Consider the following 12,184-nt stretch of genomic DNA (forward strand, 5'->3'; position numbering starts at 1 on the left):
GGCGAGTTTGATGTCAGAACCGAAATTTATTCACTTAAGAGTACACAGCGATTTTTCTATGGTTGATGGGATAAGTAAAGTCCCCGCCCTAGTAAAAAAAGCCGCCGAGCTTGGCATGCCTGCCATGGCATTAACCGATTTCACCAACTTATGTGGTTTAGTCAAATTTTACAGCACTGCACATAGCCAAGGGGTTAAGCCCATTATTGGTGCTGACTTTGCACTGCGCTCTGATGAGTTTGGCGACCAATTGACCACTTTGACCGTACTGGCAATGGATCAAGCGGGCTATAAAAACCTCACTCTGTTGATCTCTGAGGCGTATTTACGCGGTCACATTCAGCACCAACCGGTGATCGACAAAGAGTGGCTGGTGAAATTTAATCAAGGTTTGATTGTCCTCTCTGGGTCTAAAAATGGTGAAATTGGTCAAGGGCTGCTCAAAGGCAATGCCGCGTTGGTCAATCAGTGTGTCGAGTTTTATCAGCAACATTTTGCCGATCGTTTTTATCTTGAAATTACCCGTTGCGGGCGACCTGACGAAGAAAACTACCTTCACTACGCCGTTGAACTCGCCGAGCAACATCAGTTGCCCTTAGTGGCCACCAACGACGTCGTGCTGTTATCTGAGTCGCTGTTTGACGCGCATGAAATTCGCGTGGCGATTCACGACGGTTACACCTTAGACGATCCGCGCCGGCCTAAAAATTACAGCCCGCAGCAATACCTGAAAAGCGAAGAGGAGATGTGCCAGCTTTTTGCTGACATTCCAGAGGCGCTGGCAAACAGTGTTGAGATCGCCAAACGCTGTAATGTGACGGTTCGCTTAGGTGAGTACTTCTTGCCTAACTTTCCGACGGAAGGGATGACGATTGAAGACTTTTTGGTTAAAAAATCTCGTGAAGGCCTTGAAGAAAGACTGGATTTTTTATTCCCTGATCCACAAGTTCGCGAGCAAAAAAGGCCCGAGTATGACGAGCGTCTACAAATTGAGCTCGACGTTATTAACCAAATGGGGTTTCCCGGTTACTTTTTGATCGTTATGGAGTTTATCCAGTGGTCAAAAGATAACGACATTCCCGTGGGACCTGGTCGGGGCTCTGGTGCAGGCTCTTTAGTGGCTTATGCGTTAAAAATCACCGATTTGGATCCACTCGAATACGATTTGCTGTTCGAGCGCTTCCTAAACCCTGAGCGGGTGTCTATGCCAGATTTCGATGTTGATTTTTGTATGGACAAACGCGACCGCGTGATTGAGCACGTTGCCGAAATGTACGGTCGCAACGCGGTGTCACAAATCATTACCTTTGGTACCATGGCGGCCAAAGCGGTGATACGCGACGTGGGGCGCGTGTTGGGTCATCCATTTGGCTTTGTTGACCGCATTTCTAAAATGATCCCCCCCGATCCTGGGATGACGCTGGAAAAAGCCTTTAAAGCCGAGCCTTCTTTACCTGAGCTGTACGAAGCCGATGAAGAAGTCCGCGAGCTGATTGATATGTGTCGCTTGCTCGAAGGTTGTACCAGAAACGCAGGCAAACACGCCGGCGGGGTGGTCATTTCGCCGACCAGCATCACCGACTTTGCGCCGATTTACGCCGACGCGGAAGGTCATCATCCGGTGACACAGTTTGATAAAAACGATGTCGAAACCGCAGGCTTGGTTAAGTTTGACTTCTTGGGTCTGCGTACCTTAACCATCATTGATTGGGCGCTCGGTCTCATCAACCCTAGGCTGGCTGCAGAAGGCAAGGAGCCGGTTCAAATTGAATCGATTCCATTGGCTGATGAAGCCTCATTTCGCATGTTGCAAAATTCAGAAACAACGGCGGTATTCCAGCTTGAATCTCGCGGGATGAAAGAGCTTATCAAGCGTCTACAACCGGACTGTTTTGAAGACATCATCGCTTTGGTGGCTCTGTTCCGCCCAGGGCCATTGCAGTCGGGCATGGTAGATAACTTTATCGACCGCAAACACGGGCGCGAAGAAGTCTCCTATCCCGATGAAAAGTGGCAGCACGACTCGCTCAAAGACATTCTCGAGCCGACCTACGGTATCATCCTGTATCAGGAGCAAGTCATGCAGATTGCTCAGGTATTGGCGGGTTACACCTTAGGTGGCGCTGATATGCTGCGCCGTGCTATGGGTAAGAAAAAGCCAGAAGAAATGGCCAAGCAAAGGGCGATATTCCAAGCCGGCGCGGAAAAAAATGGTGTCGATGGCGAACTGGCGATGAAAATCTTTGATTTGGTGGAGAAGTTCGCCGGTTATGGATTTAACAAATCGCACTCGGCAGCCTATGCGTTAGTCTCGTATCAAACCCTGTGGTTAAAAGCCCATTATCCGGCAGAATTTATGGCTGCGGTGATGACCGCCGATATGGACAACACGGAAAAAGTGGTCGGTTTGGTCGACGAGTGCTTTAGAATGAAGTTGACCGTCTTGCCACCGGACATTAACGCCGGATTGTATCGCTTTAACGTCGATGACAAAGGTGCCATTGTCTATGGCATTGGTGCTATCAAAGGAGTGGGTGAAGGTCCTATTGATGCGATTTTAGAAGCGCGAGAAAAAGGCGGATATTTTAAAGATTTGTTTGATTTTTGTGCCAGAATAGATCTTAAACGCGTCAATAAACGCGTGATTGAAAAGTTGATTTTGGCCGGTGCACTGGACCGGCTTGGCCCACACAGAGCGGCCTTGATGGCGTCACTCGACGATGCGGTGAAATCGGCCAGCCAATACCACCAAGCACAAGCGTTCGGTCAAGAGGACATGTTTGGTGTTTTGACCGATGCCCCTGAAGAGGTGGAAAATAAGTACCATCAAGTTGACCCCTGGCCAGAGAAGGTGTGGCTCGATGGTGAGAATGAAACTCTAGGCCTATACTTAACAGGTCACCCGATTAATGCCTATTTAAAAGAATTAAAGCACTATACTCAATGCCGTATAAAAGATGCGACCCCTACTCGACGCGATCAAGTCGTGACGTTGTCGGGGTTGGTGATCGCCGCCCGTGTGATGACCACAAAGCGCGGATCACGAATTGGTCTTATGACTATCGATGATCGTTCAGGGCGAATGGAAGTTATGTTATTCTCTGATGCGCTTGAACGATACATGGATCTGTTAGAAAAAGACCGCATTTTGGTCGTTTCAGGACAGGTCAGCTTTGATGACTTCAACGGTGGCCTTAAAATGACGGCACGAGAAGTGATGGAACTTGGTCAGGCGCGAGAGAAGTACGCCCGAGGGCTATCGCTTTCTATGCTTGAAACACAAGTTGACACGGCGTTTTTTGATCGTTTTCAACAAGTGATGTCACCGCACAAAGCGGGGACTATTCCCGTACATGTGTATTATCAACGTGCCGACGCCAGAGTGCGGTTAACACTGGGCACGCAGTGGCGAGTTACGCCCAATGATAAATTATTAGATGATTTAAAACAGTTGCTTGGCAAAGACCAAGTAGAACTTGAATTTAACTAAAAGTCAGAGTCACCAACGACGCTGAATAACAAGGATCTTTAGATGAGCCTGAATTTTCTAGAATTTGAAAAGCCGATTGCTGAATTAGAAGCAAAAATTGAAGCCCTGCGTGACATGTCTCGTTATGGCGGTGAAGCTGCGGTGGATCTGGATAAAGAAATTGAACAATTGGAAAGTAAAAGCCTGGAACTCAAGAAAAAAATCTTCAGTGACCTTGGTGCATGGGAAACGGCGCAACTCGCTCGTCATCCTCAACGTCCTTATACGCTTGATTACATTCAACACGTCTTTTCAGATTTTGATGAATTAGCCGGTGATCGCGCCTACGCCGATGATAAAGCCATTGTCGGTGGTATTGCTCGTTTAGAGGGGCGTCCGGTCATGATTATCGGTCATCAAAAAGGCCGTGAAACACGTGACAAAGTAAAACGTAACTTTGGTATGCCAAAACCAGAGGGCTATCGCAAAGCATTGCGTTTGATGGAGATGGCTGAGCGTTTTAACATGCCAATTATCACCTTTATCGACACCGCTGGTGCGTACCCTGGCCTAGGGGCAGAAGAGCGCGGCCAATCAGAAGCGATCGCTCGTAACTTAAAAGTGATGTCTGGCCTTAGCGTTCCTGTGATTTGTAATGTCATCGGTGAGGGTGGCTCTGGCGGCGCTTTGGCGATTGGTGTTGGTGATTATGTCAACATGCTGCAATACTCGACTTATTCGGTGATTTCTCCAGAAGGCTGTGCCTCTATTTTATGGCGAGACTCGGAAAAAGCGCCACAAGCGGCGGAAGCCATGGGATTGACAGCACCAAGACTCAAAGAGTTGGAGCTTATCGATCACATTATTGAAGAGCCTCTTGGCGGCGCACATCGCAACCACAAAGCAATGGCGGACAATATGAAAGCGACGTTACTGGCTCAATTAGAAGAATTGGAACCGCTTGATAATGAGATGCTACTTGAGCGCCGCTACCAGCGTTTAATGAGTTACGGCTACTGCTAATCGAGTCGGGTACTCAGGTTATCCCATCGCGGCTCAACTTCGTGAGCTGAGCTAAGCTCAATCGATTGGATAACTATTAAAGGTAAAAAGCTGGCATTGACCAGCTTTTTTTCATTGAGACCAATCTGAGTCATGCTATTGTCCGTGATGTTCTTGGGGCGGTGACCGCGTTTTTACCAGCAACGCAATGCGATTGGTTTTCATCAGTGGGAAGAATTTGTGACTGTTTCTAGCGAATTTACGCGTCAACTGATGGCGCTTGATCCAGCGCCTCATACTTTAGTTGTGGCCTTTAGTGGTGGTGTCGACTCACAGGTGTTACTCGCCTTGGCCGTTGACTATGCGAAAGCGCATCGATTGGGGCTTCGCGCGGTTCACATCAATCACAATCTCAGTCCGAATGCCGAACAATGGCAGGCGTTTTGTGAGCGATATTGCCAGCAATACGAGGTTGAATTTTTTGCTCACTCTGTGCAGTTAACGAAAAATGGCGGTGACAGTCTCGAGCAAATTGCCCGGCAAGCTCGTTATCAAGTGTTGTCGCAATACGTTCAACACGGCGAGTTATTGTTAACCGGCCAACACCTCGATGACCAAGCCGAAACGTTTTTACTGGCGTTAAAAAGAGGCAGTGGGCCAAAGGGGTTATCAGCAATGCCCTTGTTAAAGCCCTTTGCCAATGGCCATTTAATGCGACCACTCTTGTCTCTGACTCGGCGTGAGATAGAGGCGTTCGCTCGGCAAAGGCAACTGACCTGGGCAGAGGACGAAAGCAATCGCGATGTCCGTTTTGATCGCAATTTCTTACGTCATCAGGTGTTGCCGTCACTCAATCAACGCTGGCCGCATTTTAGTCAAGCCGTGGCGCGGACGGCGCAGATTTGCGCTGAGCAAGAAGCCTTACTCCAAGAACTGCTGAGTGAGAAATTAGCCCAATATACAGCGCAAAACGGCGGGCTGTCGATTGATGGATTGGCAAATGAAAGCCCCACGTCACGGCGTTATTTATTGCGGATGTGGATGATGGAACAAGGCTGGCCTGCGGTTGAGAGAAAGCACCTTACCATTATTTGGCAGCAAATCGCCATGGCAAAAAACGATGCCAACCCTGTGTTTGAATACGGTCATTATTGTGTTCGTCGTTTTGATGGGTGGCTTTTCCTCGATACAGTCAAGCAAGACATCTCAAGGTGGCGTTCTCGCTTAGTACTTGAACAACCTCAAACCTTACCCGATGGCTTGGGGGAGTTGAGGTTAACGACGATGGCTTCTTCGCGACAACTGATGCGGCCACAGCAAGAGTGGTGGCTTTGTTTTGATCCTGCGGGGTTAGTCGCACACCCTGTCGAACGCGGTCGGCGACGAAAGCTAAAAAAAATATTTCAAGAATACGGTGTGCCAAGTTGGCAAAGGCGTCGGATACCGATTATTGTCACGCCCCAGCAACAAGTCGTTGCGGTGGCCGGTTTGTTTGTTGACCGGGCCTTTGCGGGCGATGACCTTGGTATACAGTGGCAACAAGAATCAAAAGGTAAGTGATGAAAAAAGAGGCGCTATTTTTATTGTTGGTATGCTGTGGCGTTACAAACGCCATGGCGCAAGGTGATGCACGTGTTGGGCAGCGTTTGTCTCAGCAATGTGCCGCTTGTCACGGAGCGCAAGGGATCCCATCGATGGCGGGTATTCCGACGATTGCCGGCCAAACAAAAGAAGAGCTATTCAACGCTTTGGTCGCTTATCAAAATGGGACCAGTCAAGGGTCAAAAGCGTTTATTATGAAATCGCAAGTCAGTCGTTTTAGTTTACAGCAACTCGATGATTTGGCGACCTATTACTCACAACTTCCGGCTAAGAAATAAACAGACCACTTCGCGAAATTGGCATGTGTATTGCGAGGTTTTTCTCGAGACAAGATTGAAACTCATCACGGCTTAATCAATAATAAGCCAGATATTAGGGTAAGGAATTGAACATGAAAAAAATAGAAGCGATTGTGAAGCCGTTCAAGCTCGACGATGTTCGCGAGGCGTTGTCGGAAGTCGGTATTACGGGGATGACGGTGTCAGAAGTGAAGGGTTTTGGCCGCCAAAAGGGGCACACAGAGCTGTACCGTGGTGCAGAGTATATGGTTGATTTTCTCCCTAAAGTAAAATTGGAAATTGTGGTGAGTGACGATGTGGCTGATCAATGTGTCGAAACCATTATCAACACAGCTCAAACAGGAAAAATCGGTGATGGTAAAATCTTTGTCACCAGCATTGAACGAGTGATCCGTATTCGCACCGGTGAAGAAGACGAAGAAGCCATTTAATGCCGATGGCAACCCCAGTTTGTGATCGGTTATGAAAGATTAAAGAGCAGTGACTGCTCTTTTTTTGTGCGTCTAATGAGTAATGAATGAACTTTCGAATGATAAAATTTATCGGGGTGTTGAGCGTTGTTGCGGCCTTTTTAACGGGGGGGATGGTTTATCAAAACCTTGACGTTTCAAAACAGGCTAAGCTAACCGAACTTGGCCAGCAGGTGTTGCGCACTCAACAGACGTGTATTCAAGAGCCAGCAAGACAAATACCAACGCTGCCTTTGGATGACCAAGGGCGTTTTTCCTTGTTGGTATGGAATATTTACAAGCAAAATACGCCGGGATGGAAAGGCGCGCTGACCGAATTAAGCCAAGATAAAGAGTTAATTTTATTGCAAGAATCTAGCTTAACCGCCGAGCTCAGCGATTGGGTTTCAAATCAGCACCTCAGGGCTTTGCAAGTTCGTGCTTTTCGTTTTTTGTCACAAGATGCGGGCGTCATGACAATGGCAAAAGTGTTGCCAAGACGCGCTTGTGGGTTTCTCCAGTCAGAGCCGTGGCTGCGCTTGCCCAAATCACTGCTTATTACTGAGTATACATTGAGCACGGGACAGACTTTGCAAGTAGTTAACTTACATGCGATTAATTTTACCCTGTCGACACAAGATTATCGACAGCAGTTGCAAGTTGCGCTTGAGCAATTGAGCCCGAGTTCGCCGGCGATTGTGGCAGGGGACTTTAATACATGGAGTCCTGAGCGTCGAGCCGTTGTGGCGGACTTGTTGCAAGGGCCGTCATGGCAAGAGGTGGCTTTTACACCGGATAAGCGAAGCCGTTTTTTTGGCCGCGCTGTGTTGGATCACGTCTTTTATCGCGGCTTGAGCGTGATACATGCTCAAGCTACACACAGTGACGCCTCGGATCACAACCCGCTGCAAGTCTCGTTTTCCCTGTCAGCGGATTAGTGTTTGATGACGAGGCGATTAACTAATGGCCACCCCAAGCGACCAAAATGAGAAAAAGCCCAACCAAGGTAACATGGCAATGGCGAGGGCTTGACCTCCCTCGAGTGGTGTCCATGTAAGTACAGCGCCGTAACCGAGTACAATATACCAGGGCATCAGCAAAGGAAACGCACTGGCGATTTGCGACCACTTTGAGGTTGGTTCTAAGTGTAAAAGGCCATTAAGGCTGTTGAGATCAGCACTGAAAATGACAATGGGTTCGTGTTGCAAGATGCCGCTGACGTAACTGGCCATATCGCCAAGCAGAGCGGGTAACATCATCACAGACGCGGCGGCAAACCATTGCCTGAGCGTGAGTTTAACGATGTGTTTGGTGGCGAGGTGAAACCAGATTGCCAATAATACAATGCACAGCGTTCTCGATAAAACATCGCTGATGATCTGCCCAGCTAATAAGGTCTGGGGATCGGGCAGTGACTGAGTTGGGTAAATTTGACTGAGCTGAGCGAGCAACCATTGTGGGTCTGTGCGCTCGAAATAGGCGCCCCAAAATAAAAACACGCTGAGCACTAAGGCCAGATAAGCGAACCAGCCCGCTTTGGGCTGGTGATAGAGTGTGATAAAGGCTTGCTGTGGCGAAGTGAAACCGTGCAGTATGACATGCCATGGTTTGATCTGATGCGTTGTCGTCATGTTAGACACTCACCTTGGTCACATCGACATAAAGCTTGAGGTCTTGCCCAGGCTGTAGGTATTTTTGTTGGTGTAAATTGTTCCATTGCACAATGTCACTGCGGTTGACTTTGAACTTCACTGCAATCTCACTTAAGGTATCACCGGATTTGACCTGATAGCTAACGCGACGGATCACTGAGCCCGGTTGGCCTTTTTTCCAAACGACCAGTGACTGCCCCGTTCTTAAGGTGTCTTTGGGGCCCAGACCATTCCATTTTGCCAAGGATTGATAAGAGACATTGTGGTGTTTGGCGATGGTCCATAGGCTCTCACCGCGTTGTACCACATGGCTGAGCTTGTATTGACCTTGACTTTTTGACTGGGTCGCCTTTAAGCGGTTTTGAGCGCTTAATGCGTATGTCGATGCATCTTGGATGGACTTGGGGACCAACAAATACTGGCCAATGCGAATGGTATTGCTGTCGAGTTGATTGGCGTTTTTGATCACTTGTGTCGTCGTGCGATAACGGCTAGCAATCTCGCTCAAGGTATCGCCGGATTTGACTTGGTAGCGTACCAGATGAAGGCCTTCGCCTTTGTGGCTAGCAAGGTTGTCATTAAACGTGTCAACGCTATCGATCGGCAATAACAAACTGTGCGGCCCAGACGGTGCTGTTGCCCATCGGTTATAGCCAGGGTTGTAGCTTTCTAGTTCTTTGACGCTTATCTCGGCGTACTTAGCGGCAATCGCTAGGTCGAGTTGCTCGCCTGGGCGAACCAACTCGAGTTGTGGTTCGTTATCAATTGCAGGTAGGGTTAAACCATATTTTTCGCGCTGGGCTAACACGTCAGCGAGGGCCAATAATTTCGGCACGTAATCGGTGGTTTCTGCCGGTAAGCTCAAAGAAAAAAAGTCGGTTGGCTTGCCGTTGGCTTTATTGGTTTTGATCGCACGATAAACCCGGCCTTCGCCACTGTTGTAGGCGGCAATCGCCTGCGGCCAATTGCCTTTAAATCGCTTGCCTAAATTAGACAAGTATTTGAGCGCAGCATCGGTCGCTGCATTGACATCGCGTCGGCCGTCGTACCAATAATTTTGTTTTAAACCGTATAAGCGCCCTGTTGAGGGAATGAATTGCCACAGACCTGCGGCACTGCCTTTTGAGTAGGCAAAGGCATCAAATGAGCTTTCGACAACAGGCAATAGGGCTAACTCTAAGGGCAGACCGCGCTGTTCAATCTTTTCGGTGATCAAATACAAAAAGGGATCCGCGCGTTTGGCTACGATGTCGAGGTGCTCAGGGTGATCGAGGTACCAGCGGCGATAATAGTCGACTCTTTCGTTTTCTGGGATAGGAAGGCGAAATTGCAAAACAATGCGATCCCATAAATCGGCTTGCTCTTGGGCGGTGAGCGCTTCGGGTTGCGCTTGGAAAGCTTTGCGAGCTGTTGCCGGTGAACGCTCAAACAAGCGTTTGTTCTTTGAGTCTTGTTTGGATGATGACGTGTTTTTATTGGTCGGGACCGAGGTCTTTGCTGTATCTTCAGTCGGCGTGGATTGACACCCGACCAAGAATAAAGCGATCACCCAAGAGTGTTTTAACCGCATGACTTCTGCCTTATTAATTAACGACCCGTGATGATACTTGTCTCAATGGGATTGAGACAAGTAAGAAATCGTTAAAATTCATTTTTCCATTGTCTGAGCGCGGTAAAAATGGAGAGTGGATCCTCACCTTGAGCTTTTTCTTTGACGGAATTAATCACACTGTCAACATGAGTGCGCAGAAAGGGATTAATGGCTTTTTCTTGCTCAATAGAGGTCGGCAAAGTGGGGGTGTTGTTGACTCGCAAGCGGTTGACGGTATCTCGGTATGCTTGTAGTGAAGTGTTATCAGGCTCGACGGCTAACGAAAAAGTGACGTTGCTGGCGGTGTATTCATGGCCGCAATAGACTTGCGTTTGATCAGGCAAGTTGGCGAGGGTTTGCAAAGAAGTAAACATTTGTTCAGGGCTGCCCTCGAACAAACGGCCGCAGCCGGCAGCAAACAGCACATCGCCACAAAAAACCGCGCCGTGACCATAGTAACCGATGTGACCTAAAGTATGACCCGGTAAGGACAGAACTTCAAACACAGTGTCGATGCCGAGTAAAATCTTATCCCCGGCTCGAACAGGGTGGTTCACTGTGGCGATGGGCTCGTCTTCCGGCCCGTAGACCTTGAGATCTGGAAACTGACGCACCAGTTCAGGCACGCCGCCGATGTGGTCATTGTGATGATGGGTAAGTAATACAGCGTCGAGTTTGAGCTGATGCTCAGTGAGGTAGTCCAGTACCGGCTGTGCTTGTCCCGGGTCGACGGCAATGACGCGCTGCGCTTGATTGTGAATGATCCAGATGTAATTATCGTCAAAGGCGGGTATGCTTTTCACATGCAACATAGGGCGTTCTCCATTTCCTCTAATAGATTAGGTTTACCATGCAGCCAGCGCTAAGCAAAAAACGATTACAACACCCTTATACTTGGTCAGAAATTCACAACGGCCAATGGGTGAAGGCATCGATTCAAGCTCGAATTGACGAATGGTCTCCCAAGTTTTTTGGTTATCACATGCTCAAACTCGGCGGGTTAAGCTGTGAGCTCACAAGTCATTATTGTACCATTCAACACCAAGTCCATTTAGATATCCAGAACCCTTTGCACAATGTCGTGGCAGATGGTTACAATTTGCCCTTTGTCGAAAAGAGTTTTGATGCGGTTTTTCTGGCTCATCAGTTAGATTTTTGCCGCGACCCACATCGATTACTGCGCGAAGTGGATCGCGTGATTATGGACGATGGTTACGTGATCATCACGGGTTTTAACCCGGTCAGTTTAGTGGGTATTGCCAGTGTATTACCCTGGCGAAAGCATGCACTGCCTTGGAGTGGGCGTATGTTTACTCCGCAGCGAATTACCGATTGGCTGAGTGTGTTAAACTATCAAGTCGTCCATCGTGAGCAATACGCGTTGTTGCCTACGGCAAAACATCAAGTGATGTGGACCTGGTTGGAAAACAGTTTAGGGGCAATGGGTACGCCGCTGTCAAGTTTGTATTTCATTGTCGCTCGTAAGCGCACTTACCCATTAAAACCCATCAAGCCTCACTGGGGCGTTAAGCGAAAGTTGTCTCCTGTCGGGGTGCTTAACTGTGAGGGCATCCAAAAAAAAGTCTGATCAAACCCCGATAAGCGATGAGTTTATGAGCGGGTTAGGCGGCTTGGTATCCAGCGTCATCGTCGCTGGGTTGACCGGCAGCCGTGCGGGCAAGCTCATCGCACACTTCATTTTCCCGGTGGCCTGCGTGGCCTTTAACCCAATGCCATTCCACGGTGTGTCGCTCGGTTTCGCGATCGAGCAGTTTCCACAAGTCTGCGTTTTTAACCGGCTTTTTATCTGCAGTTCGCCATTGCCTTTTCTTCCAGTTGTGAATCCATTGTGTGATCCCTTGTCGAACGTATTGGCTGTCAGAGGTCAAGGTCACTTGGCAAGGTTCTTTGAGGCTTTGTAGCGCAACGATGGCCGCCATCATCTCCATGCGGTTATTGGTGGTTAAGCGGTAGCCTTTAGAAAGGTGTTTTTCTGTGTTCTTATAACGCATAACTATGCCATAGCCACCCGGACCTGGGTTGCCTAAACAAGAACCATCAGTAAAAATTTCAACGTGTTTCATCATTTTTGATACACTATAGACAAACGAAAATAACCA

The 12,184-nt window shown here is 48.5% G+C and carries 12 protein-coding genes; 7 read left to right on the forward strand and 5 right to left on the reverse strand.

What is annotated here, in order from left to right; all coding sequences use genetic code 11:
• Positions 1-10 precede the first annotated feature (10 nt).
• Together dnaE and accA are read left to right on the forward strand one after the other, a co-directional pair.
• Positions 11-3,490, forward strand: a complete 3,480-nt coding sequence (gene dnaE / locus AB0763_RS04390; protein ID WP_306101454.1) for a DNA polymerase III subunit alpha — start codon at positions 11-13, stop codon at positions 3,488-3,490.
• Positions 3,491-3,532: 42 nt separating this feature from the next.
• The gene (accA, locus tag AB0763_RS04395; RefSeq protein ID WP_306101453.1) at positions 3,533-4,492 is read left to right on the forward strand and encodes an acetyl-CoA carboxylase carboxyl transferase subunit alpha; all 960 of its coding nucleotides are present in this window, start codon (positions 3,533-3,535) and stop codon (positions 4,490-4,492) included.
• Here accA and AB0763_RS04400 read toward each other — a convergent pair.
• Positions 4,489-4,626, reverse strand: a complete 138-nt coding sequence (locus tag AB0763_RS04400; protein ID WP_306101452.1) for a hypothetical protein — start codon at positions 4,624-4,626, stop codon at positions 4,489-4,491. The two genes, accA and AB0763_RS04400, sit on opposite strands and share 4 nt — an antisense overlap.
• Before the next feature lie 118 nt (positions 4,627-4,744).
• On the opposite strand from AB0763_RS04400, the gene tilS reads away from it, so the two are divergent.
• From tilS to AB0763_RS04420, 4 genes are all read left to right on the forward strand, one after another.
• Positions 4,745-6,031, forward strand: coding sequence for a tRNA lysidine(34) synthetase TilS (gene tilS, locus AB0763_RS04405; RefSeq protein ID WP_368644040.1), 1,287 nt, complete (start codon positions 4,745-4,747; stop codon positions 6,029-6,031).
• Positions 6,031-6,351, forward strand: coding sequence for a c-type cytochrome (locus AB0763_RS04410; RefSeq protein WP_306101450.1), 321 nt, complete (start codon positions 6,031-6,033; stop codon positions 6,349-6,351). The genes tilS and AB0763_RS04410 overlap by 1 nt, the downstream gene beginning before the upstream one ends.
• Positions 6,352-6,464: 113 nt before the next feature.
• On the forward strand, positions 6,465-6,803 hold the full coding sequence (gene glnB / locus AB0763_RS04415; RefSeq protein WP_306101449.1) for a nitrogen regulatory protein P-II: 339 nt from the start codon (positions 6,465-6,467) through the stop codon (positions 6,801-6,803).
• 98 nt (positions 6,804-6,901) lie between these two features.
• The gene (locus AB0763_RS04420) at positions 6,902-7,759 is read left to right on the forward strand and encodes an endonuclease/exonuclease/phosphatase family protein (protein ID WP_306101448.1); all 858 of its coding nucleotides are present in this window, start codon (positions 6,902-6,904) and stop codon (positions 7,757-7,759) included.
• An 18-nt stretch (positions 7,760-7,777) separates the two neighbouring features.
• Here the strand turns inward: AB0763_RS04420 and AB0763_RS04425 are convergent, their stop codons facing one another.
• The 3 genes from AB0763_RS04425 to gloB all read right to left on the reverse strand — a co-directional run bounded on the left by AB0763_RS04425 (position 7,778) and on the right by gloB (position 10,876).
• Entirely contained in the window at positions 7,778-8,452 is a 675-nt protein-coding gene (locus AB0763_RS04425; protein ID WP_306101447.1) for a YIP1 family protein, read from the reverse strand.
• Between the two features lies 1 nt (position 8,453).
• Entirely contained in the window at positions 8,454-10,043 is a 1,590-nt protein-coding gene (locus AB0763_RS04430; RefSeq protein ID WP_306101446.1) for a LysM peptidoglycan-binding domain-containing protein, read from the reverse strand.
• Between the two features lie 71 nt (positions 10,044-10,114).
• Complete coding sequence (gene gloB / locus AB0763_RS04435; RefSeq protein ID WP_306101445.1) at positions 10,115-10,876, reverse strand: hydroxyacylglutathione hydrolase; 762 nt, start codon at positions 10,874-10,876, stop codon at positions 10,115-10,117.
• Positions 10,877-10,914: 38 nt separating this feature from the next.
• Between gloB and AB0763_RS04440 the strand changes: the two genes are divergently transcribed.
• The gene (locus tag AB0763_RS04440) at positions 10,915-11,652 is read left to right on the forward strand and encodes a class I SAM-dependent methyltransferase (RefSeq protein ID WP_306101444.1); all 738 of its coding nucleotides are present in this window, start codon (positions 10,915-10,917) and stop codon (positions 11,650-11,652) included.
• Positions 11,653-11,686: 34 nt separating this feature from the next.
• Here the strand turns inward: AB0763_RS04440 and rnhA are convergent, their stop codons facing one another.
• Positions 11,687-12,151, reverse strand: coding sequence for a ribonuclease HI (gene rnhA, locus AB0763_RS04445; RefSeq protein WP_306101443.1), 465 nt, complete (start codon positions 12,149-12,151; stop codon positions 11,687-11,689).
• Positions 12,152-12,184 lie beyond the last annotated feature (33 nt).

The organism is Vibrio sp. HB236076, assembly GCF_040957575.1.
Classification (GTDB): Bacteria; Pseudomonadota; Gammaproteobacteria; order Enterobacterales; family Vibrionaceae; genus Vibrio.